A 21543-nucleotide genomic window follows, 5' to 3' on the forward strand; every position below is an offset into this window, starting at 1 on the left:
AAACTGTGCGACACGTGCATGACGAGCGGGTACGGCAATCCATCCAGCACGTGCTGGCATGGCTGGAGCGGTACACTGCCATTGGGCCAGTCGTCCACAACAGCACCCATGGTGATCATATCCGCTGATACACCAGTGGTTGACATAAGTTGTGGGTAATGCATAGCCCGCTGGGGGTAGGAACACTGATGCCGGATCGATCTTGCTGTCGGGTGTTGGTGCAAGGCGGCGATGCCCGTGCGCACCAGAGGCTCGCTCCCAGCCAGGGGGCGATGCCTGTGCGTGCCGGAGGCGCACGCTCCCAGGTATTGGTGCAAATCCAGATCAACCTGATGCGGTAGGGACACGGCATGCCGTACCCCTACCTTATTTCAGGTCAGGGTAATAATTGGATAGCGTGTCGTGCTTTATCTGCTACCAGACTTGCTATGCCTGGAGACTCGCAGGCGAAGATACACCGGCGAACAGGATGCCCAATACCGACGTTGGTCACTCTTCTCGCACAAAGCGCACCCGATCACCTGGTTGCAACAGCGTCGGTGGATCAGCAGTCGGATTGAACAATCGCAGGCCGGTGCGACCGATGATATGCCAGCCGCCGGGCAACTTTGTTGGATAGATACCGGTCATACCGGCAGCAATTGCCACCGATCCGGCGGGAACTGCCAGGCGCGGCGTTGCCCGCCGTGGCAGATGCAAGGCTGGCGGTAACCAGCCCAGATAAGGGTAGCCCGGAGTAAAACCGATCATCAGCACACGCTGTACGGTACCGGTATGTAAGGCTACTACCTCATCCGGTGACAACCCGGATTGGGCAGCGACCTCGTGGAGATCAGGCCCCTCATCGCCGCCGTAGCGCACCGGAATAACCACCTCGCGTCCGACGGGCATTGCGGTCAAGGGTGGATGTGCAACCAGATCGGCCAGGCGGGCAGCAAGGTGATCACGATTGGCGATTAGCGGATCGAAACAGACTAACAGCGAGTCAATTGCCGGCACCAGATCGATTAAACCGGAGGGTGGATCGGATTGCAGTGCAGCCATTGCAGCCAGCGGTGCCCCCGCGCCAGCCAGATCGGTCGGCCAACGCACCAGGAACGCTGCCTCGCCAAATGGATCAACCCGTCCGCTCATCGTTGTGGCGCCTGTACGGTGATGCCTGCGGCAGCCAGACCATGGCGGATCGTTGCTGCCCGCAGCGCGGCACCCGGTGTGTCGCCATGGATGCAAATTGTGGCGGCCTGTAATGGCACGAGCGTGCCATCAACGGCTCTGACCGAACCATCGCGAACAATATGCAGTGTCTGGGCCAGACATGCTGCCGGATCGATAATCAGGGCATCGGGATGATGCCGGTTGCGCAGCGTACCATCGGCTTCGTAGGTACGGTCGGCAAAAGCCTCTGCCAGCACCGGCACACCGACTTCGTGGCCAGCGGTGATCAGCAATGAGCCGGCCAGTCCAACCAGGGCCAGTTCACGGCTGAAGGCAGCCACAGCACGGGCAATCGCCATCGCCACGGTAAGGTCGCGGGCGGCCACATTGTAGAGCGCACCGTGAGGCTTCACATGGCGCAATTCAACCTTTTCCGAGCGGGCAATTGCGGCCAAAGCACCGATCTGAACCAGCACCCACGCCTCGATCTCATCCGGTGTTAGCGGTAATATCCGGCGGCCAAAGCCGTACAGATCGGGATAAGATGGATGAGCACCAACCGCCACCCCAAGGTCACGGCAACGCCGGACAGTGCGCCGCATCACCATCGGATCACCGGCATGACCGCCACAGGCGACATTTGCCGAACTGACAAACGGCAGTACGCCATCGTCGTCACCGACCTGAAAAGCGCCGTAACTCTCACCACAATCGCAGTTGATATCTATCGTTAACATCGCTTCGCTACCCTACTGGTGCCTCGGCAATTCTCGGCACCCGTTTCATCCCATGTCGTGCCACAAGCAGCAGCAATAGCATCACACCGGCATCAACCACGACCAGGATTGCGCCACTCACCGGGCCAAACCAGCCGATCAGTTGACCAAAGAGTGCCGGCAGAAACAACCCACCACCGGTACCGATGGTCAGCGCAACACTCAGCGCAGCCGCACTACGACCGGCAGCCTGTGTGATCAACAGCATCGTTGTGGGGAAGATCGGGCCACACGACAGTCCCATCAGCGCAACTGCGACCAGTGCTAAAGCGACCTGATTCACACCGATGACTAACAGCAAACCACCGGCGCCAAGACCGATCAGACACAAGAGCAGCATCCGCAACGCACCCAGGCGATCTCCCCAAAAGATGGCCGCCATGCGTCCGGCGGTCAACATCCCCCAGAACAGACTACTGCCCAGGGCTGCAATCGGTGCAGCCAGACCACCACCGCGTTCGAGAATCAGCGCAATCCAACCACCAATGCCGATTTCGGTACCGATGTAGGTAAACATCAGCAACCCACACATCACGGCAGCCAGCCAGCGTGGCGGCCCGGCCATCTGGGCAGAGGGAGCCTGCGTCGGCTCACGCAATTGGGTGGCCGGCCAGACCAGAGCCAGCATGAGCAGTGCGCCGATCCAGATGGCAGCCTGGGGACGGTCGACAAGTGTCAACATCAGCGCAACCAGCAAAGGGCCGCCAATTGAACCAACACTGAAGAACAGATTCAGGGCATTCAAGGCACCGGCAGCGCCATGGTACAGGCGTGCGATCAGCAGGTTCCCGCCGGCCAGCATACCGCCGTAACCAAAACCGGCCATGCCTGCCCCAAGCAACATCCCAATCAGAACCGGACTGAAACCGAGTGCCAGTATGCCGCCACCCATCAGCGCAGCACCAATTGCAATCACGGGACGCATCCCCCAGCGCTGGATGGCCGAACCGACGCCTACAGAAGCTAGCACGCCACCCAGGGAAAACGCCGTAAACACAGCGCCCAGATCGGTCACTTCACGCCCGACCTGAGCTGCAAGGCCAGGAAGACTCGGCCCGATAGCCGACAACATCCAGCCCACACCCAGGTAAAGAGCGCCTACTATCAATAAAGCCAATGATGGTTTCACGACACCCGTACCAATCGCCGTACCGCCCAATTCGCTGCATTTGCAGCAGTCAATTCATCATAAAGCGCAGCAATGCGACGCGCAATGGTCGGCCAGCTATACTCGGCTGCACGCTGTACCGCAGCCGAACGCAGACGTGCAGCCAGATCTGCGTCGGTTAGAACACGTTCAATCTGGGCAGCTAACGCAGCATCATTATCGGGCGGGAAGAGCAACCCGCTATGGCGATCTTCAATCGTCAATGCCAATCCACCGACGTTAGAGGCGACGACCGCTGCACCGCAGGCCAGCGCTTCGAGGGCAGCCAGCCCAAACGACTCATAATGCGAGGGAGCAGCCACCACATCGGCAGCCACGTAATAGAGCGGTAGACGTTCCTGGGGTTGGGCACCGGCAAACACGACCTGATCTTGTACGCCCAGGGTACGGCGCAAATGATCGAGACGGCGCTGTTCACCATTCCACAGTGTGGCCTGAGTCTCGTCTTCACCACCGATCAGCACCACCTGCAAGCGATCACGCCACTCTGGATGGTCGGCAAGCAACCGCGCCGCCGCTCGAATCAGGGCATCCATCCCCTTCAGTGGTTCCATCCGCCCCACACACACCAGAAGGATCGCGTCTGCCGAAATGCCCAATGCCGCCCGTGCCGCAGTGCGATCCCTCGGTTGAAAGCGACGCAAATCAACCCCGCACGGAATAACCCGAATCTGCCCGATATCGGCGCCATAATGCCAAACCATTTGCGCTCGATCAAGTGGCGTAGCCGCAACGACGGCATCAACTTCGCGCATTAACCGCCGCTCAATTGCAATCCGACGCTTTGTTTCTACTTCTTCTTCAGAGCGGGCGACACTGTTTTTCATGGCGCCCAAGGTATGAAACATCTGTACCACTGGCGCTCGCCAGACCCGCCGCAGACGCAGAGCCGCCTCACCGGATAGCCAGTAATGGCTATGGATGAGATCGTAACTCAGATCTTCGCCATCGGCAAAACAGCGCACCCGGCTGACAAACTCCGGCAGATAGGTCAAGAGCAGATTCTTATCGTAAGGCGCTGCTGGACCGGCGTGCAGGCTAATCAACCGCACACCACGGCTCAGCGGAACCATCATCGGCGTATCGCGGTCTTGACTACGGGTAAAAATATCAACTTGTATCCCCCGTTGCCCCAATTCACGGGCCAACTCGCGCACGTAGACATTCATCCCGCCCGCTTCTTTACCACCCAACCGGGCCAGCGGACTACTATGCACACTCAACATTGCCACTCGCATGGATTCCTCTTAACGAATGAAAAGCGAGCGTATCGGAAAACCCGTACCGCCCGCCCCTCAGCGGAATAGTAAGCAGGTACAAAACCTGCCTTTCTCGAGTGTTGTATCACAAATTATCTGATTGCACAAGTATTACCGGTAGAAGCTAGGACAGCGTGAGCCGGTGGAGAGGAAAACTGGGGTTAGTTCTGTTTGCAACCTGCCTGTATCAAATCTTGACCAATACCGGGCATCGTCACTGCGACTATCAATTGTCATTGGTCAGGCCTTTCACTGTGTTTTACGGCATTATTCGCGATGCACCGGTGCAGTTCCTACGTGGAGCGAACTTCATCATCTTCATGCGTCCCTTTTACCAGGGTCATGCACCGGCAAGAGCAACCGCTAAGCCCCGCACCAGATCGCGGCACGATTGGTGCGGCAGCCATGTTGCCGCACTCCAAACGATGCGCCACGGGCAACTCTGCCTGGCAATGGTATCCTCGCCGAAACGTGATCCCACTGCGTGCGGAGTGGGATCACCGGTCATACGCCGGTGATCGTCGGATCACGGTTCATAACGCTATCACTCCAGATTTGATAGCATGCCCCGTCACAGAACATCATATCGTCGCCTGACAGGAACGATATGGAATGACCATGAGGCATGGCATAGCCCCACTCTCCACACCGGTCATATACGAAGAGAACGGGGACAAACGAAGACGGATACGTCACCACCTGATGCAACACCAAACGGTAACAAATTATTTCTGCTCCCCAACTGGTCATTGAGGTCACCACCAAAACCGATACTTGAAGAGAGCCCAAATCGCATAAAACCCCTGAATCGGTTTCATCTTCTTTCCCTCTTCATAAGTACGCCCCAGATAGCTCACTGGAACTTCGTAAATTCGATAACCTCGTCTCAGGACCTTGGCCGCAATCTCCGGCTCAATCCGAAAATCATTACTTTCCAATTGCAAATCACGCAAAATATCAGTTCGTATCACCTTATAGCAAGTTTCCATATCAGAAATCCAGCAATTAAACAAAAAGTTGGTCAGGAACGTCAAAAACTTATTACCCAGCGCGTTCCAAAAATACATACCGGTATGCCGGCCAAGAAATCGGCTTCCGAATACAACATCAACTCGACCAGAAGCAATCGGCTTGACCAGCTCGTAATAATCCTGTGGATCGTACTCGAGATCGGCGTCTTGGACAATGGTGATCTCCCCACAGGCATGGACTAGGCCACTGCGTACCGCCGCGCCTTTGCCACGATTATGTGGATGCCGGATGACGGTGATATGGGGTCGAGAACGACGTAGTTCTGCCAGAATTGCCGGTGTCTCGTCGGTAGAGTGATCATCAACGATGATGATCTCTTTATCGAGATCAACCGCTTCAACCTGATCGAGAATCAATGGTAACGTAGCAGCTTCATTATAGCAGGGGATAATGACCGAAAGCAACGGACGTTTCATTGAGAGGTGAGGGTTCATACAAAAACTAATGTTTCAGATAGAGCAGAAAGACCTTAAATTGTAATTATTACAAGATTGTGATGATTATAACACAAAAGCTTACGAAGAATTTGTAACCTCGTCCGACGGCAACGGAAATAAAATGTTTCAGAATTGAAACAAAAATAAACGGTGAACGAAGCCATCCGATCTTGATTTAGCATCTGTCATGACCTAGCATAGAAAAAGGCAAGTTCGTTCGCCAGCCTACTGCCGCGCAAGCATTGGTGTATCCGTGGTATGATGCGGGTACGACGTCATGATCTAGCATGCGCGGTTTGCAGACCAGCGCACATGATGCAACTACGAGCGAGGCAACGATGCCAATCACAGTAGAACACGTCACGCACTTCTTGACAGCGGCGGCGGAAATTATTCATGCTCATCGTGACGAGCTAACTGCACTGGATGCAGCAATTGGTGATGCCGATCATGGCGCAAACCTTGATCGCGGATTCGCTGCGGTGCTTTCCCGCCTGCCCACCGTTGCCGACAAAGACATCGGCACCGTGCTCAAGACGACCGGAATGACGATTGTCTCGACAGTAGGCGGTGCTTCCGGCCCTCTGTACGGTACTGCCTTCGTTCGCGCCGGTATGGCTCTGGCAGATCGGCATGAACTGAGTGACGAAGATGTTGTCCTGGCCCTGGAAGCCGCTCTGGCCGGCATCGTGGCGCGTGGCAAAGCGCAACGCGGTGAAAAGACGATGGTTGACGCGCTGGCCCCGGCTATCGAAGCGCTCCAATCAGCGCTGGCCGAGGGCAAGTCGTTAGGACGGGCATTGTTGGCTGCTGCGTCGGCGGCTGAAGCGGGCGCAAAAGCAACCATCCCTATGCTGGCGATGAAGGGACGTGCCTCATACCTTGGTGAACGCAGTATCGGGCATCAGGACCCGGGAGCAACTTCGACGGCGTATCTGTTACGAGCGCTGGCGATGACGTGTAGCCGTAATGAGGAGGAGGCATGATAGGGCTCTTGATCGTCTCGCATAGCGCACGATTGGCTGAAGGCGTGCAAGAGTTTGTCGGCCAAATCAGTGGTGGTCAGATTCCGATTATCGCTGCAGGCGGGGCCAGTGATGGCTCGCTTGGTACCAGCGTCGAACGCATTCTGGCCGGCCTCGAGCAGTTGCGTACCACCGACGGCATTCTGGCGCTGGTCGATCTAGGTAGTGCTGTGATGAGCGTGGAAACAGCCCTGGAGTATTTTTCCGGCCCACCAGTCCATATCAGTAATGCGCCGCTGGTAGAGGGGGCTTATCTGGCTGCGATTGAGGCAACCAGCGCTACAGCCACTCTTGAACACGTTGCCAGCGCTGCCTTGCAGGCCCGCGACCTGATTAAGGTGTATGAGTAATTCTATGACTGAAGTGATATTAACCGTAACCAATCCGGTTGGTCTTCACGCACGACCGGCAAAGCTCTTTGTTGAAACTGTCCGTGCTTACAAGAGTACGGTGACTATTCAGAATTTGAGCCGACCGCAAACGAAGGAGCTGCCGGTCACTGCTTTTAATCTGTTGCAGATTGGTGTTCGTCAGGGACACCAAATCCGGTTGCGTGCCAGTGGTGAAGATGAGGCAGAAGTCATTGCTGCTCTAACCAAACTGGTGGAAGAGAATTTTGGCGAGTAGCAGGTAGAGGCATCATGATGGCTGGGAGACTTCGCGGTGCAGGGGGAGCTGCCGGTTTGGCGTTAGGGCCAGCGTACCACTGGCAACGAGTGTCCATCCCTACCGATCCGCCCAATGAACCGCCAGAAGCAGCATTGGCCCGCTTTCACGCTGCCCAACACACCGCGGCCAACCGCCTACGGGCACTGGCCGAACGGCAACGCGCTGCCGGCCTGCGCGAGGCCGATCTCTTCGATGCACAGGCGCTGCTGGTTGAAGATGAAACGCTGACTGACGGCGTAACTGCATTGCTGCTCGACGGTCAGCCCCTCATTCCTGCGATTCAGACGGTGGTGCGCCAGATGGAAGAGGCGCTGGCTGCGCTTGACGATGACTATTTACGTGAACGGGCAGCCGATATTGCCGCGGTTGGGGTTGAGTTGCTGCGTGCGCTGAGCGGGGATCACACGCCACCGCCGATCCCGCCCGGCGCCATTGTTATCGCCGATGATCTGACCCCCGCGGAGACGGTTGATCTTCCGCATCACGTTGCCGGCTTTGCCACTGCCGGCGGTGGTCCAACCGGCCATACCATCATCCTGGCCCGTTCACGTGGGGTGCCGGCGGTTGTCGGTTTGGGAGAAGCTATTCTGCACATCCCCGCCGATACGACGCTCCTTCTCGATGGTGATGCGGCTCTGGTGATGGTTGATCCAGATGAAGCCGCACTACAGGCAGCTCAGGAACGGATGGCTGCCATTCAGGAGACTCGCCGACGCCAGGCAGCCCTGCGCGATCTTCCCGGCCGGTTGCGCGATGGCCGCTCAATCGCACTGTGGGCAAATATCGGTCGTCCAGCCGAGGCTCGCCTGGCCCGTGACAACGGTGCCGAAGGGATTGGCCTCTTTCGGACCGAGTTTCTCTTCCTTGACCGCAGTGCACCTCCCGATGAAGACGAGCAATTTGCGGCGTATCGCGCCGTCATCACCGAACTGCCCGACCGTCCGATTGTGATTCGGACGCTCGATGTAGGTGGTGATAAGCCGCTGCCCTACCTGCCGCTTCCCCCTGAAGCCAATCCATTTCTGGGGGTGCGCGGCGTTCGGCTGTCGATGCAGCGCCCTGATCTCTTTCAGGTGCAATTACGGGCATTGCTGCGTGCTGCCTTCTACGGCGACATCTGGATTATGCTGCCGATGGTCACCACGCTGGCCGACCTGGCATGGGGGCGAGAGCAGATGCGTGAAGCGGCTGCTGCGCTGGCCGCAGCCGGGATTGAACATCGCGCTGATCCGCCGCTGGGCATTATGATTGAGACACCGGCAGCGGCAGTGCTGGCCGACCAATTTGCGCGTCACGCCGCCTTCTTCAGTATTGGCAGTAACGATCTTGCCCAGTACACACTGGCGGTTGATCGTGGTCACCCGACGCTGGCCACGCAATATCGGGCCGATGATCCGGCCGTGTGGCGGATGATTGAACTGGCCGCTCGCGCCGCACGGCAGGCCGGTATTCCGATTGGCATCTGTGGCGAACTCGGTGGCGAACCGGATGCTGCGGTGGCCCTGGCCGGCCTTGGACTTAATGAATTGAGCATGGCCCCGGCGCATATTCCGGTTGTCAAAGAGCGATTGGCGCAGACTTCGTGGGCTGAAGCGCAGGCTGCCGCAGCCCGGATGGTGCAGAGGGTTGAATAACGTCTGAGAGGTTCTATGTCCGAGCGCCCCTGGATCGAACTCTTCCCCGGCGTTCACCGCCGGCGCATTGCCCTCACCGACCGTATCTATCAGATGGAGGTCCGGCTGACAGCCGGAAGTCACGTGCCGCTGCATAGCCATCCCGAAGACCAGGTGGCGTATGTAGTAAGTGGCCGGTTGCGGTTTCAGGTTGGTGAAGAGATCATCGAGGCGACGGCAGGTCGTTCGGTTGCTATTCCCGGTGGCACACCCCACGCGGTGTGGACAGTAGAGGATACCCTCGCGATTGACACCTTTAGTCCGCCACGGACTGATTATTTACAGGTTGATGGCGATTGATGGCCGCGAGAGGGGATCATAGGTACACGCATCCGGTCGATGCACAGGGGACACGGGAGCGTGGCTTCCGCGCACCAATCCCAGCCATACCCCCTACGTATCGCGGCCTGATGCAACGCCTCCAAACCAACGCGGCAATAACGCCAGCAGGCCCCGCACCCGTTCGCGTAATTCTTCGCGGGCGGCGACAAAGGCGGCATGCCGCTGATCAGCAGTACCCTGAACAGCCACCGGATCGGCTACACTCCAGTGAATATGGCGGGCTGCCTCTGGCCACACCGGACACTCCTCGTGCGCAATGTCACACACCGTTACAATCAGATTAGGACGCTGATCGATGATCATGGTGATCGATTTGGAAACTTGCTGATCAATCGGTATCCCCACCTCTGCCATGACAGTGATGGCTAACGGATGGACAGCCTGCGGGTGCGTTCCAGCACTCATCGCCTGGACTCGACCATCGCTCAACACACGCAACCAGGCCTCGGCTATTTGCGAGCGGGCACTGTTGGCGCGGCACAGGAATGCCACTTTCACCGCCGGTAGATCAAGCGGACGGCTGCCCGGCAATGCCAGTTCATCACCGATGCCGGTCAACAGGGCAGCCAGCGCTGCCAGATCGAGGCTGTAGTAGACAACCCGCCCATCAGCGTCGCTGCGGTGGGCACGCACCAGACCGGTCTGGCGCAGCACATGCAGGTGATACGAGACCAGATTCTGGGCCAGACCGAGCATCGTCACCAGCTCACTCACCTGGCGATCACTCTCGCGGAGCGCATTGATGATATTCCAGCGCGTTTCGTCGGCCAACAGACGCAGCCCGTTCAGTGCTGATAAAGGGGGTTGGGCATTCATAGGGCATGAGACTCTCTGCAATACGGCGTGACCGTATCGTACCAGAGCCGGGCGGGTTCGGCAAGGATGAGAGGGGGAGTGGGATCAACCTACGCACAACCTTTTCAAGAACACCTTGCACAGCATGGCCAAAGTCGTGTGACGTAAACTTGAAGATGGAACACTTCTGGAACCGTGCTGCCATTTATATTGGTTATACTCTCACACCCATAAAGATCTTCGCCTGATCAAATTTCTTTAAACGAACAGCTAATGCGGTCGCAGTTGTTTAAGGTATTCGATAACGTCTGCTGCAAGAGAAAATCGTAAGCATTGTTGAGCTACAGCTTCAGCCGCCGGCAAGGACCACTGTCGAATAATATCCTTAATTACCGGAATAAAGGATGGTGCCATACTAAATTCATCAAGGTGTAAACCAAGTAACAGCGGCACTGCTAGAGGATCACCCGCTAGCTCTCCGCATAGCCCTACCCACTTTCCTGCTGAGTGGGCAGATCGAATTGTTGTATCGATAAGATGTAAGACTGCCGGATGGTATGGACTTGCAAGCCCCGAAACCCGTTCATTCGTTCGATCCACAGCCAATGCATACTGAGTCAAATCATTTGTTCCAATACTAAAAAAGTCTACTAACAGCGCAAAGCGATCGGCCAACAATGCGGCTGCCGGAACTTCGACCATAATACCAAATTGAATCTTATCTGGAAGAGGAAATCCTTGTGTGCGCACATAAGTCTGAGCCTCTTCAAAGATCTCTCTCGCTCTTGTCACCTCAGCCAGCGAAGACACCATTGGTAGCATAATTCGAAGATCACAAGTAGTTCCGCTTGCCCTGGTCTGAGCGGCAGCAGTGAGTAGAGCAATAAATTGTTGTTCCAAAATGTCTGGTCGTTCACGAATTGTGCGAATTCCCCGCCAACCGAGAAAAGGGTTTGGTTCTTTCTGCGTACCAAGATAGGGAAATTCTTTATCTCCTCCGATATCAAGAGTACGCACAACCACTGGACGGTTACCCATCACCTTAAATACATTTTGATACGCACGTACTTGTTCAGCAAGTGTAGGAATGTTATTTCGCTGCAGATAAAGAAACTCTGTTCGAAATAATCCTACCCCTTCCGCTCCAAAATCAATAGCTGACTTAGCATCTTCAGTACTTCCGATATTTGCAACTACTTTTGACTGAAAAGAGCCATCTTTAGTCACTGCCGGTAGAGTAGACTGACTTAAAACGAAATGATACCGCGAATTGATCAGTTCTTTTTCTTTACGAGCGATCTCTAGTTCATGGAGAGTAGGTCCAACGTTAAAGAGACCACTATCACCATTCACTATAGCTAACGTACCATTACGAATATCATGCAACTCAAGAGGGACACTTACTACTGCTGGTATTTCCATTGCTCGAGCTAAAATTACTGTGTGGGAAGTTGGGCCACCGCGAGAGGTAACAATGGCCAGTATCTTATCGCGATCAAATTGAATAGTATCTGAAGGTGTTAAATCTTCAGCAACCACAATGATCGGTTCGACAACTTCTCCCGCCTTTTCCTCTTTCCCTGATTCCTGAAGGCAGCGCAATACACGGTGAGCCACATCTCGCACATCTTGAGCACGACTGCGAAAATATTCATCCTCAAGGCTTGAGAGTGCTTCCGCAAATTGCTCAAACGCCTTATACACTGCGGCTTTTGCATTACGATGCTCACGTAGCACCATTGTCTGCAAAGTTGCTAACAGCTCTTCATCAGAGAGGAAGAGTCGATGAGCAGTGAATATTACTGCCTCTTCCTCTCCAGCAATCTCACGCGCTCGTTCTTCTAATGCTATTAATTGCGTATGTGCTTGTTGCAAAGCATGTTGAAGATGACGCCATTCACTTATTGAATCATCGGCAGAGTGTTCAGAGACGGTAACTTGTTGGCTACGGTAGACGAAAACTGGGCCAATAGCTATCCCTGGTGAACCCGATTGTCCTTGATATCGTGGCATCTTTTCCAGATCCTCTACTCAGAAAGATTCCTGATCATGAATGAGACGTTGTCGATTCCTCAAAATTATGCTGAATAAGATCGATTAAAGCATTTATCGCTTCTTGAGCTTGATCGCCCTGAGCTACGATCTCCACTGTATCGCCTTGGTTTACAGCTAACGTTAGGACACTTAAGGCACTTTTAGCGTTGACCGGCGGCTTTGAACCATTCAACTTACGAACCGTAATGGAACAGGGAAATCTAGCTGCCAGAGTCACAAAACGCGCTACAGGACGAGCATGCAGACCTGCTGGATGGTCAATGGTAATGATTGTTGAAACTTGTGTGTTCATAACCAATACCTCAATAATTGATCTTGTTCCTGACGAAGCTGAAAAATAACCTGACTTTTGTTCAATTCAACCTCATCATAGTGAATTGGACAATTTGCCTTAATAGGGCGTATCACCGTTGCCCCAACGATCAAACCTAAAGACACTTCACCCTCACGATGAGCTTTTTCAAACCGTTCAATCATGCCGTATGCGGTGAAGCCACCTAAAGAGTCTATGACCTCTCCAGGATATAGATCACGTTTAGCATAAGCTACTGTCTCTGCAACTGGTGGACGAGAAGTAGCAAGTAATCCTTCCTGCTCAAGTACAACTCGTGCCACAGTGATAGGTGCTTCAAGATTTGCAAGGTGGTAAGGACGATACAATATCCAATAGTTATGATCGGCATGACCAAGCAATCTTAGATAACGCAAGTCACGAATAATTTTAGGCTGATTCGTGGTAATAACCACAAATACACCAGGTGCTACATCACCAACTGCAAAATCAACCACTTTTGTATTATTGAAAATACCACCCAGTGCTTTAGGAAGAAACACTTTTGGCAAATCTGCCACTGTACAAGAGGGACCATATCCTCCAGTTACTTCTGGCGCATACCCAAGGGCATTGCCGATTGCAGTCATTTCAACCATGGTTTTTGTACCATCTACAAATGATGTCAACATTTTGGGGTTCATGCCTTGTTTTTGCGCTTGTAGTCGCAGACGATCAGGCGTAGCTGTTCGGTCAAGGGGATTGTTCTTTCCTTTACCAATATAGGCCACCTCAAAGCCCAGTGCATCAGCAAAATCAAACAGTTCTTTGATGGCACCCGGTTCATCGCCTGCGGCAAGAGTATAAATTACACCTCTTTCGGCAGCTAATGTAGCTAAACGATAACCAATCGTAGCATCTGTTTCAACATTCATATTGACAACATGCTTACTATGTTGGATAGCAGCATAGCAAACACGGGCGCCAACTTCAGGGATACCAGTGCATTCTAAGATAACGTCCAGATTTGCAATCTGAACGAGAAAAGCTGCATCAACTGTTGCAATTCGATGACCTGAGTCAATCAACTCAGCGGCCTTTTCCGGATTCTCATCAAGGTGAATTATCATCTCCTGTAATACACCACTCTCTAAATAACCTCTCTCTGCCTGACCGGGGATAATATCTGCAACTGCTACCACTCGCAAACCTTCCATCCTTTCAGTCTGGCTAATAAAACCGATCCCCATCTGTCCGGCACCAATCAAACCTACTCGTATCATCTTTTGGTGTTGGGAATATTGAATGAGACGTTCACGTAAAGACATGACCTGAGTCCTTTCGGGTTAAAATTCCTTCTGGATGAAAACCATATATGTCGCCAAGATTAAAGTTAGAAAGAGCAAAGAAAGCAACTACATGCCATTCTTGGCATGTTTTCATGATCATAATGTATTGTTTTTAGTCGATCCGGAATTTAATGCTTCATTCTGTAATTAACCCCTTTAAAATAAGATTGCAATGTTAAGCCATAAAGCACCTTACTCCACTTAAGGATCAGACACAAAACCAAAGGTTTCACCTATCTTAATATGTGGAAGTGGGCGCATCTCAACACAAATGTCACCTAGCATTTCAGGAGTTCTCTCTCCATTGAACTTAATCACGAAATGTCCAAGCGAACGTAAGTTTTGATTTGCGACCTCTCCCACAGCAAGGATTGTGAAACGCTCATCACCAATGTAAAATGATTCTCCCACAACTACATCTGAGATGAGCGTTCCACCATTGTGAAGAATGGCAAAACTACGTAATTCGTCCGGCGCATCTTGTCCAAAGAAAACCATTATCCCGGCTGAACAAAACTCGCTGACAAGCGGACCAATTGCAGAAATAGTCGCTGAAAATTTGATCATGCGAATTCCTACTAGTACTACTCATCGATTAATTCCACATCTTCCGGTCTTACACCTGAGACAAAATATTCTTCAGTGATAAAGCGCATCAATGGACCAGAAGGCGAAGTTGGATAGATATCAACGGTCGGCACTTTTTTCATAGGATAGACACCAATGCGCGCAGTACCTCCACAATCGATCACAGCCACTGCGATTTCACTGAAATCGGCTTTTGATTTAAACCCATCGAACGGTCGCCCGCCAGTCAGATTAGCGATATGTTGCGCGAGAGGATGAATGCCGCCACCTGTTACAGAATAAATGAGATCCCTGCCCGGTTTCGGTTCAATAATGAGAGGCCCCCCCCAACCCTTTGGTCCCTTCTTAATCCGAACTTTGCGATACTTTTTCACCTCGGTCATAGACATATCCTCCTTTCTTGATTTGATTCGGGTATGAAGCTTGAGACCAAGATGCTTCATACCCTTCAACGATCAAAGGCCAACGCTGAAGATCCAAGCGATGATGACAGCGATAGGACCGGTAATAAGTCGAGAAAACAGTACTGCTGGTACCCCAACCTCAACCGTATCAGGCTCAGCTTCACCTAATGCCAAACCAACAGGGATAAAATCACATCCCACTTGTGGATTGATAGCAAATAAAGCTGGTAAGGCAACATATGCCGGGAGAGCCTGGCTGGCAAACTGAGTTCCTAATAACGTGCCTATAATCTGAGCGATCACAGCGCCTGGACCGAGAAGTGGTGATAGTACTGGCAAACCGATAATAAGTGACATAATCACCAAGCCTACCGGATTTGTAGCCAGTGGTTGCAAGGCTCGTGCTAAAATATCACCAATACCGGTGGCAAGAATAACGCCGATAAGGAAAGAGATAAATGCCATGAAGGGCAGGATATTTTTTACAACCTGATCGATCGCTTCTCGTCCTGATTGGTAGAGCACACCGACAACTTTACCGGCTCCACGACCGATGCGCTCTAACAGCTTTGTTATACCATCCATTGCCTTACCTCTTAAGCCGCATAGGCTACACGTCGAGCTAACAGGAATGTAGTTATTCGCTCAGTAACAAGACCACGAATGAAGATGACGATCAAGCCAACCATCAGATAACGTACTGCCAGTGCAGCCGTTTCTTCACTGCCGTAGCCAGCGGTTATACCTTGGGCAATACCTGCCCACACAAATAACTCGCCCGGATTCACATGAGGAAAAATACCTAGTGGTGGATGAACGAATGATACTGCCGCATCGTAGAAAGCCGGTTTGTAGCGTTCGGGCAAGAAGCGCCCCATAGTGTATGCCATTGGATTGGTGAGAACAAAGACGGATACAACTGGTAAGATCAAATAACGTAATGGGGTGTACAGAAAACCCTCTTTGCCGGCTGCCTCCCCAATCTTATCGATCCGCTCTTGACCGATAAGTGCAACTAGAGCATTGAAAGCTGTTAGTAGTACAATGACCAGTGGAACGATACCGGTTACCAACCCGACAAACGTCTCAGCTCCCTTCTGGAATAAGCCGATGAACCATATAGCGGCATCAACTAAAAATTCCATTACCTACCTCCCTGAAAAACTAAGCTACGACTAGACTACAACCCGACCCTGCGCACACTTTCGGCATACATAACCTCCTTTCAGCTCAATTCCGCAAAGAAGTGGTTTCGGCAGAAGGTGTCGACTCCACAAAATCCTGCTCCCGATCCTCTTTCTGCCGTGCTTTGAATTCAACAATATGCTGAGCCGCATTTCGTAAGGCAAGGACAAGTTTTGAGTGGATATGTCTGGGAAGTGATATGCTCTCATCTAACAAATCACGGACTGTCATGCCTTCCAATCCAGGTAGCGGCTTAAGTCTTGCTAGCACTGTCCATCCAGATAGTTGTTCACAATAACAAATTTTGTCTGTCTCTGGATCGACAACGAGAATAGCATATTGCCGACGCCTCCAGGCAGATCCTGCCATCCCAACCGATACCAGGCGACCAGACTTACGCAACTGGCTCACTCGGCCGTAGAATTGACGCAATTGAAAATAGGAAAGAAACAATTGCAAAATCCAGGCAGCGGCCAATCCAAGAATGATAGTACTTGCAGTAATATCAATTGGCTGCATATCACCTCCCGTCCTATAACAATATAACCTGCGGATCCTCAAGCACTACCTTGAGATCGCGGAGAAAAGCAGCAGCCACAGCCCCATCGACAACTCTATGATCAACGCAAAGTATAAGTTTCATAAGGGGACGAACTGAAATTTCATTATTTTCATCAGCAACAACCTCTCGACACACTGCACCAACAGCCAAAATGGCAACCTGAGGAGGATTGATAATTGCCGAAAAGCGCTCTACACCAAACATACCAAGGTTAGAGATGGAGAAAGTACCATCTACAACCTCATCTGGGCGTAGTTTATTAGCACGCGCTCGCTGACTCAGGTCGTCAATCTCTCGAGCTATTTGTAATATTCCCTTTTCATTTGCTTGTCGGATCACCGGTACAATCAACCCCTGTTCAAGCGCAACTGCAATACCAATATTAATTTCATCGACCAAGACGATCTGTTCCTCAGGCCCATTTGATTGTAACCAGGCATTCAGGGTAGGGTGGCGTTTCAATGCCCATGCAGCGCTTTTCACAAAAATAGCTGTCAAGCTAACTTTAGGCTGTTCGCCAAGATGATGTCGATTCGCTTTAGTTCGTAGCGCCTCTACCTCAGTTACATCAACGCGTACCTCAAGCTGGATATGTGGAGCTTCCTGAGCACTCAACTGGAGTCGGCGAGCAATGGCACGACGCATGCCTGTGAGCGGTAGCTTGCGATAACCGGATTGAGTTTTTGTATCACCAGTGATGGTTGAAGAGGCCACTACATCTTCTGGTCGATTGATTGCTTCAGACGTGGTCAAAGTCACATCTAATGAAGAACTGGTAGCCAAATAATTTTGTACATCACGGGATTGCACACGATGACGAGGGCCACTACCTTTCACTTTGCCTATATCAATACCTGCTTCACGTGCTAATCGGCGTGCTGCTGGTACTGCTCGAACTTTATTCATTGATAACTGACGTAGAGTATTTTCTAAGTCACGACGGAGGATTCGTCCGTTTGGACCACTACCTTGGATTCGATCAAGAGACAAACCAGCTGTGCGAGCTACCCGTTCAGCAAGCGGTGTTGCCTTGGGCTTGCTGCGTTGTGAAGGTACAGAGTTAACAATTGTATTGAGATTTTTGTCACTCTGACTTGTGGATTGCCCCCCAGCTTCTTCGACTAACGTAATGTAAGCAATAACTTCTGTTACCGGTACTACGTCACCTTCTCGATAGCGCACATTACTGAGCATTCCACGTGCAGGTGCTTCGATCTCCATATTGACTTTGTCGGTGGTCACTTCAACGATCGGATCACCGACATCAACTAACTCACCCTCATGCTTGATCCAACGGACAATTTCTGCTGTCTCCTGGGTGAAGCCAAATTTTGGCATAATTACTTCACGCACCATTGTTTCCTCACACTCTCAATGCTGTTAAATCACGAGCAGCCGCAATAATATCTTCAATTTGAGGCACTGCGTGATACTCGAGCGTTCTGTTATATGGGATGGGAATATCGAGTCCAGCAAGTCGGCAAATAGGCGTCTCGAGATAATCAAAGGCCGTACTTTCAGCGATCCGAGCAGCGATCTCACCACCAAAACCTGCCATCTTGACAGCTTCATGCACTATTAACACCTTACCGGTTTTTACCACCGACTCTAGAATTGGTTCATCATCTAAAGGTCGCAACGTTCGCGGATCAATGATTTCAGCTTCTATTTCTTCTTGAGCCAATTGTTTAGCAGCTTCAAGTGCTCGTTGTACCATCACCGAAGTTGCAACAATTGTGACATCACGACCCTGGCGAACCACGTGACTCTTTCCAAGAGGAACTCGATATATATCTTCTGGTACAACACCTTTTGTTTTATACAAAAGCTTATGTTCGATAAATATGACAGGGTTATTGTCTTCAATCGATGCGATAAGCAATCCCTTTGCATCGTAGGGTGTTGCAGGCATTACTACTTTCAAGCCCGGTATATGAACAAACCAATTCTCCAAACTTTCTGAATGCTGGGCTGCCGCTCCGGTACCTGCACCAGCCGGCATGCGCAAAACAAAGGGTACACTGGCTTTACCACCGAACATGAAACGGATCTTCGCTGCCTGCAATACTAACTGCTCCATACTGAGGGTAACAAAATCCATAAATTGGATCTCCCCTACAGGACGAAAACCTGTTAATGCTGCACCAATGCAAGCGCCAGCAATACCAGCTTCCGAAATCGGAGTGTCGATAACCCGATCTTCACCGAACTCTTCGATCAATCCGGCTGTTGCACCAAACGCACCACCATACCGCCCAATATCTTCACCGATCAAGAAAACGGTTTCGTCTTCCTTCATCTTCTGTCTTAGCGCCTCACGAATGGCTTCGACATAGGTAAGCTCACGCATATACTCCCTCAAAAATAGTGTCAGGATCGGGTTCCGGGCTCGCCTGAGCAAATTCAACTGCATCCTCGATCATCGCCTGAGCTTGCTCTACAATAGCCTTGTATTCTGCATCACTTATTTGAATCAGATTGACTAATCGCCTAATTGGATCATGGGATTGCCAATACTTCACCTCTTCGCGACTTCGATAGGCTTGATGATCACTCTTAGAATGACCTTTCCAACGATAGGTAATCGCTTCAACAAGTGTTGGTCCACTACCACTTCGCGCTCTTGCCACAGCCTGGCGAACTACTTCATAGACTGCTAATGCATCATTACCATCAACCGTTATACCAGAAATCGTATAAGCAGCAGCTCGCTGGCTTAGGTGATTAAGTCTGCATGCTTTCTGGATTGGCATTGACATAGCGTATTGGTTGTTCTCGCAAAGATAAACCACGGGTAAGTTCCAGATACTGGCCATATTTAGGGATTCGTGAAAAGCACCAGTATTGACTGCACCATCACCAAAAATGGTGAGACAAACCTGAGAAGATTGGCGCTTTTTGATACTCAATCCAACCCCAACTGAAATGGGAATACCACCACCAACAATACCATTTGCACCCAAATTATTCATTTCAACATTGGCAATATGCATTGATCCACCACGGCCACGGCAATATCCTGTTTCTTTGCCTAAAAACTCTGCCATCATTATCCGTACATCACTACCCCAGGCCAGACAATGTCCATGGCCACGATGATGGTTAAGCAAATAATCTCCAGGTTTCATCGCCGCAGAAGCACCTATCGCCACACCCTCTTGCCCGATCGAAAGATGCATCGTGCCATGTACTAATCCACGCGCAAACAGTTCTTCGGCTTTTTCTTCAAAAGCACGAATAATCTGCATTCTAAGCACCCATTCACGTAAGCGTTCATTCCCTAACTCATTGATGAGCTTATTATGATCGGGAGAGAAAATCTCTGATGTAGACATGAGCATTTCCATAGGTATGACTTATCTCCTTATAGAGTTCCTTCACCCTCAAAAAACTTCTGTATTCCGAGGGCAGCTACTTCATCAGTCACTAAATAATTGATGAACTTTGCACGGCTGGCTGCCACAATAGGCAAAGCTTTCGATTGACCCCCAGCAATCCCGATCCGCACCAGGATAGAACGCAAGGTTGCAGGATCTACTCCGACAATACAACGTGTTAATGGGGTATCAATCAAATTGCCATTAATATCCACATGAATAGCGCATACATCACCAACTGCACCTGCTTCGCGCAATGTCTCCAATTGGTAAGAGTCGAGATACCCTGCACGTAAGAGGCTGGCATACTCAACATCGATAGTGCCAATACCAACTAATGCAAGATCAATCTGCTTGAACTGATACATCACCCGTCTAATATGGGGGGCGTTGAGTAATGCAAGCTTCGTTGTTTCACTATCAACAATTAGTGGTAATGGTAGAGTTGAGTATTGGCCACCGAGTAAACGCGCCAAACGTCTGGCCAGCTCTGGTCCATCAATGTCTGAGTTAAGCGTACCTAGCGAACCGATCATTTGAATAACACGCAATCCTTCCAACGTTTGACTGTGTACTGCATTGACCGTTTCATATACCGCTGTCCCCCAGGAAGTACCGATACTTATGTGCTCTTGCAGATGAGCCTCGAGAAGGAGCGCTGCCATCGCACCCAAGCGACGAAGCATTTCAGTATGACCTAAGGAGCCACGCTGTAGAACGCGAACTTCTTTGAGCTGGAGCACGTTCTGTAAATACACCTCAAGTTCTCGTACTCGTTGAAGTGGGTAATGAATCCGAATCTCCACGATACTCTGCTCACGCGCTTCGCTTATAAGCCGTGAAATCATTGATCGTGAATAACCTAGTTTCTGAGCAATCTGACTCTGCGTCAGTTGTTGCTCGAAATACATCTCGGCAATCCTTGCCAAAAGCTCCATGCGACGAGTTTCCATAACCACTGGTTATCAGTTTTATAAGGATTGCCTATATATTACTGAAACAAGAACAATCGATCAATACGTATGTGAAAATCTTTCACACATGTGAAAAGAGCATTGAAGGCTATTAGTTCACCGGTCCTGGGATAAAGACCATCCGGGCTACCATAACATTAGCCTGCAATCACCACATCTCCAATTTGTGGAGCATGTGCACATGCTCTGTTGCAACCATTGATTAAATGTGGTAACAATGGCTTCTGCACCCGCGAGCTAGCCGTTCTGGCAACGTTGCGCGTCTCGCCTCTCACCTGAGCCAAACGGCGCTGCCACGTTCTGCGCATCCGAACCGTCCGCATCATGGCACCGTGTCCCAGGTGGCGGCGTGCGTGCGGCTGATGGTCGCCCGCGACCGCAGGTACCGCGCCATGGCAGCGTGGCTGTTGACCACAGCTCAGGTTCGCCAGGCGGTGGACCTGCCCA

Annotated in this window: 22 protein-coding genes and 1 pseudogene; 5 read left to right on the plus strand and 18 right to left on the minus strand. The window is 51.5% G+C overall.

Annotated features, from left to right (window positions below):
* Positions 1 to 489: 489 nt before the first annotated feature.
* The 5 genes from pxpB to VAE55_RS02610 all read right to left on the minus strand — a co-directional run bounded on the left by pxpB (position 490) and on the right by VAE55_RS02610 (position 5806).
* Positions 490 to 1134: a 5-oxoprolinase subunit PxpB gene (gene pxpB, locus VAE55_RS02590; protein WP_322814258.1), complete on the minus strand. Its 645-nt coding sequence runs from the start codon at positions 1132 to 1134 to the stop codon at positions 490 to 492.
* Entirely contained in the window at positions 1131 to 1892 is a 762-nt protein-coding gene (locus tag VAE55_RS02595; RefSeq protein ID WP_322814259.1) for a 5-oxoprolinase subunit PxpA, read from the minus strand. The genes pxpB and VAE55_RS02595 overlap by 4 nt, the downstream gene beginning before the upstream one ends.
* 7 nt (positions 1893 to 1899) lie before the next feature.
* Positions 1900 to 3060 (minus strand): MFS transporter, encoded by a 1161-nt coding sequence (locus VAE55_RS02600; RefSeq protein WP_322814260.1) that lies wholly within the window; start codon positions 3058 to 3060, stop codon positions 1900 to 1902.
* On the minus strand, positions 3057 to 4337 hold the full coding sequence (locus VAE55_RS02605; RefSeq protein ID WP_322814261.1) for a glycosyltransferase: 1281 nt from the start codon (positions 4335 to 4337) through the stop codon (positions 3057 to 3059). Before VAE55_RS02605 ends, VAE55_RS02600 begins: the two co-directional genes overlap by 4 nt.
* A 776-nt stretch (positions 4338 to 5113) precedes the next feature.
* Positions 5114 to 5806 carry a glycosyltransferase family 2 protein gene (locus tag VAE55_RS02610; RefSeq protein WP_322814262.1) on the minus strand — a complete coding sequence of 231 codons (693 nt, stop codon included), beginning with the start codon at positions 5804 to 5806 and terminating at the stop codon, positions 5114 to 5116.
* A gap of 359 nt (positions 5807 to 6165) precedes the next feature.
* Between VAE55_RS02610 and dhaL the strand changes: the two genes are divergently transcribed.
* Genes dhaL through VAE55_RS02635 form a run of 5 tightly spaced genes read left to right on the plus strand, consistent with a single transcriptional unit; the run spans position 6166 to position 9494 of the window.
* Complete coding sequence (gene dhaL / locus VAE55_RS02615) at positions 6166 to 6813, plus strand: dihydroxyacetone kinase subunit DhaL (protein WP_322814263.1); 648 nt, start codon at positions 6166 to 6168, stop codon at positions 6811 to 6813.
* Complete coding sequence (gene dhaM, locus VAE55_RS02620) at positions 6810 to 7202, plus strand: dihydroxyacetone kinase phosphoryl donor subunit DhaM (protein WP_322814264.1); 393 nt, start codon at positions 6810 to 6812, stop codon at positions 7200 to 7202. The genes dhaL and dhaM overlap by 4 nt, the downstream gene beginning before the upstream one ends.
* A 4-nt stretch (positions 7203 to 7206) precedes the next feature.
* A complete protein-coding gene (locus VAE55_RS02625) occupies positions 7207 to 7479 on the plus strand; it encodes an HPr family phosphocarrier protein (protein WP_012660651.1) in 273 nt (90 codons plus the stop codon).
* A gap of 14 nt (positions 7480 to 7493) precedes the next feature.
* On the plus strand, positions 7494 to 9155 hold the full coding sequence (gene ptsP / locus VAE55_RS02630; RefSeq protein ID WP_322814265.1) for a phosphoenolpyruvate--protein phosphotransferase: 1662 nt from the start codon (positions 7494 to 7496) through the stop codon (positions 9153 to 9155).
* 15 nt (positions 9156 to 9170) lie between these two features.
* Positions 9171 to 9494, plus strand: coding sequence for a cupin domain-containing protein (locus tag VAE55_RS02635; RefSeq protein ID WP_322814266.1), 324 nt, complete (start codon positions 9171 to 9173; stop codon positions 9492 to 9494).
* 93 nt (positions 9495 to 9587) lie between these two features.
* Here VAE55_RS02635 and VAE55_RS02640 read toward each other — a convergent pair whose 3' ends face one another.
* The 13 genes and pseudogenes from VAE55_RS02640 to VAE55_RS02700 all read right to left on the minus strand — a co-directional run bounded on the left by VAE55_RS02640 (position 9588) and on the right by VAE55_RS02700 (position 21075).
* Positions 9588 to 10352: a metalloregulator ArsR/SmtB family transcription factor gene (locus VAE55_RS02640; RefSeq protein ID WP_322814267.1), complete on the minus strand. Its 765-nt coding sequence runs from the start codon at positions 10350 to 10352 to the stop codon at positions 9588 to 9590.
* A gap of 249 nt (positions 10353 to 10601) precedes the next feature.
* Positions 10602 to 12344, minus strand: a complete 1743-nt coding sequence (gene ptsP / locus VAE55_RS02645; RefSeq protein WP_322814268.1) for a phosphoenolpyruvate--protein phosphotransferase — start codon at positions 12342 to 12344, stop codon at positions 10602 to 10604.
* A gap of 34 nt (positions 12345 to 12378) precedes the next feature.
* Positions 12379 to 12678, minus strand: coding sequence for an HPr family phosphocarrier protein (locus tag VAE55_RS02650; RefSeq protein ID WP_322814269.1), 300 nt, complete (start codon positions 12676 to 12678; stop codon positions 12379 to 12381).
* The gene (locus tag VAE55_RS02655; protein WP_322814270.1) at positions 12675 to 13985 is read right to left on the minus strand and encodes an NAD(P)H-dependent oxidoreductase; all 1311 of its coding nucleotides are present in this window, start codon (positions 13983 to 13985) and stop codon (positions 12675 to 12677) included. The genes VAE55_RS02650 and VAE55_RS02655 overlap by 4 nt, the downstream gene beginning before the upstream one ends.
* Before the next feature lie 222 nt (positions 13986 to 14207).
* Positions 14208 to 14573 carry a PTS glucitol/sorbitol transporter subunit IIA gene (locus tag VAE55_RS02660; protein ID WP_322814271.1) on the minus strand — a complete coding sequence of 122 codons (366 nt, stop codon included), beginning with the start codon at positions 14571 to 14573 and terminating at the stop codon, positions 14208 to 14210.
* Positions 14574 to 14590: 17 nt separating this feature from the next.
* On the minus strand, positions 14591 to 14977 hold the full coding sequence (locus VAE55_RS02665; RefSeq protein WP_012257213.1) for a PTS sorbitol transporter: 387 nt from the start codon (positions 14975 to 14977) through the stop codon (positions 14591 to 14593).
* Positions 14978 to 15049: 72 nt separating this feature from the next.
* Positions 15050 to 15565: pseudogene (locus VAE55_RS02670) on the minus strand (PTS sorbitol transporter subunit IIB); the annotation flags it as partial.
* Positions 15566 to 15594: 29 nt separating this feature from the next.
* Complete coding sequence (locus VAE55_RS02675; RefSeq protein WP_322814273.1) at positions 15595 to 16143, minus strand: PTS glucitol/sorbitol transporter subunit IIC; 549 nt, start codon at positions 16141 to 16143, stop codon at positions 15595 to 15597.
* An 85-nt stretch (positions 16144 to 16228) separates the two neighbouring features.
* A complete protein-coding gene (locus tag VAE55_RS02680; protein WP_322814274.1) occupies positions 16229 to 16702 on the minus strand; it encodes a transcriptional regulator GutM in 474 nt (157 codons plus the stop codon).
* Positions 16703 to 16715: 13 nt separating this feature from the next.
* Positions 16716 to 18101, minus strand: a complete 1386-nt coding sequence (locus tag VAE55_RS02685; RefSeq protein WP_322814275.1) for a dihydrolipoamide acetyltransferase family protein — start codon at positions 18099 to 18101, stop codon at positions 16716 to 16718.
* 7 nt (positions 18102 to 18108) lie between these two features.
* On the minus strand, positions 18109 to 19095 hold the full coding sequence (locus VAE55_RS02690; RefSeq protein WP_322814276.1) for an alpha-ketoacid dehydrogenase subunit beta: 987 nt from the start codon (positions 19093 to 19095) through the stop codon (positions 18109 to 18111).
* Positions 19088 to 20092, minus strand: coding sequence for a thiamine pyrophosphate-dependent dehydrogenase E1 component subunit alpha (locus tag VAE55_RS02695; RefSeq protein WP_322814277.1), 1005 nt, complete (start codon positions 20090 to 20092; stop codon positions 19088 to 19090). The genes VAE55_RS02690 and VAE55_RS02695 overlap by 8 nt, the downstream gene beginning before the upstream one ends.
* Before the next feature lie 17 nt (positions 20093 to 20109).
* Positions 20110 to 21075 carry a sugar-binding transcriptional regulator gene (locus tag VAE55_RS02700; protein WP_322814278.1) on the minus strand — a complete coding sequence of 322 codons (966 nt, stop codon included), beginning with the start codon at positions 21073 to 21075 and terminating at the stop codon, positions 20110 to 20112.
* Positions 21076 to 21543 lie beyond the last annotated feature (468 nt).

The organism is Chloroflexus sp., from assembly GCF_034432675.1.
GTDB lineage: Bacteria > Chloroflexota > Chloroflexia > Chloroflexales > Chloroflexaceae > Chloroflexus.

Bases quoted from the DNA above. Each gene is read 5' to 3' on its own strand.
- VAE55_RS02625 (WP_012660651.1), top strand. From the start codon at position 7,207: ATGACTGAAGTGATATTAACCGTAACCAATCCGGTTGGTCTTCACGCA.
- VAE55_RS02595 (WP_322814259.1), bottom strand. From the start codon at position 1,892: ATGTTAACGATAGATATCAACTGCGATTGTGGTGAGAGTTACGGCGCT.
- VAE55_RS02690 (WP_322814276.1), bottom strand. From the start codon at position 19,095: ATGCGTGAGCTTACCTATGTCGAAGCCATTCGTGAGGCGCTAAGACAG.
- dhaM (WP_322814264.1), top strand. From the start codon at position 6,810: ATGATAGGGCTCTTGATCGTCTCGCATAGCGCACGATTGGCTGAAGGC.
- VAE55_RS02665 (WP_012257213.1), bottom strand. From the start codon at position 14,977: ATGACCGAGGTGAAAAAGTATCGCAAAGTTCGGATTAAGAAGGGACCA.
- VAE55_RS02695 (WP_322814277.1), bottom strand. From the start codon at position 20,092: ATGGAAATGCTCATGTCTACATCAGAGATTTTCTCTCCCGATCATAAT.
- ptsP (WP_322814265.1), top strand. From the start codon at position 7,494: ATGATGGCTGGGAGACTTCGCGGTGCAGGGGGAGCTGCCGGTTTGGCG.
- VAE55_RS02655 (WP_322814270.1), bottom strand. From the start codon at position 13,985: ATGTCTTTACGTGAACGTCTCATTCAATATTCCCAACACCAAAAGATG.
- VAE55_RS02635 (WP_322814266.1), top strand. From the start codon at position 9,171: ATGTCCGAGCGCCCCTGGATCGAACTCTTCCCCGGCGTTCACCGCCGG.
- VAE55_RS02610 (WP_322814262.1), bottom strand. From the start codon at position 5,806: ATGAAACGTCCGTTGCTTTCGGTCATTATCCCCTGCTATAATGAAGCT.
- VAE55_RS02650 (WP_322814269.1), bottom strand. From the start codon at position 12,678: ATGAACACACAAGTTTCAACAATCATTACCATTGACCATCCAGCAGGT.
- ptsP (WP_322814268.1), bottom strand. From the start codon at position 12,344: ATGCCACGATATCAAGGACAATCGGGTTCACCAGGGATAGCTATTGGC.
- VAE55_RS02680 (WP_322814274.1), bottom strand. From the start codon at position 16,702: ATGCAGCCAATTGATATTACTGCAAGTACTATCATTCTTGGATTGGCC.
- VAE55_RS02640 (WP_322814267.1), bottom strand. From the start codon at position 10,352: ATGAATGCCCAACCCCCTTTATCAGCACTGAACGGGCTGCGTCTGTTG.
- VAE55_RS02660 (WP_322814271.1), bottom strand. From the start codon at position 14,573: ATGATCAAATTTTCAGCGACTATTTCTGCAATTGGTCCGCTTGTCAGC.
- VAE55_RS02700 (WP_322814278.1), bottom strand. From the start codon at position 21,075: ATGGAAACTCGTCGCATGGAGCTTTTGGCAAGGATTGCCGAGATGTAT.
- VAE55_RS02675 (WP_322814273.1), bottom strand. From the start codon at position 16,143: ATGGAATTTTTAGTTGATGCCGCTATATGGTTCATCGGCTTATTCCAG.
- dhaL (WP_322814263.1), top strand. From the start codon at position 6,166: ATGCCAATCACAGTAGAACACGTCACGCACTTCTTGACAGCGGCGGCG.
- VAE55_RS02685 (WP_322814275.1), bottom strand. From the start codon at position 18,101: ATGGTGCGTGAAGTAATTATGCCAAAATTTGGCTTCACCCAGGAGACA.
- pxpB (WP_322814258.1), bottom strand. From the start codon at position 1,134: ATGAGCGGACGGGTTGATCCATTTGGCGAGGCAGCGTTCCTGGTGCGT.
- VAE55_RS02605 (WP_322814261.1), bottom strand. From the start codon at position 4,337: ATGCGAGTGGCAATGTTGAGTGTGCATAGTAGTCCGCTGGCCCGGTTG.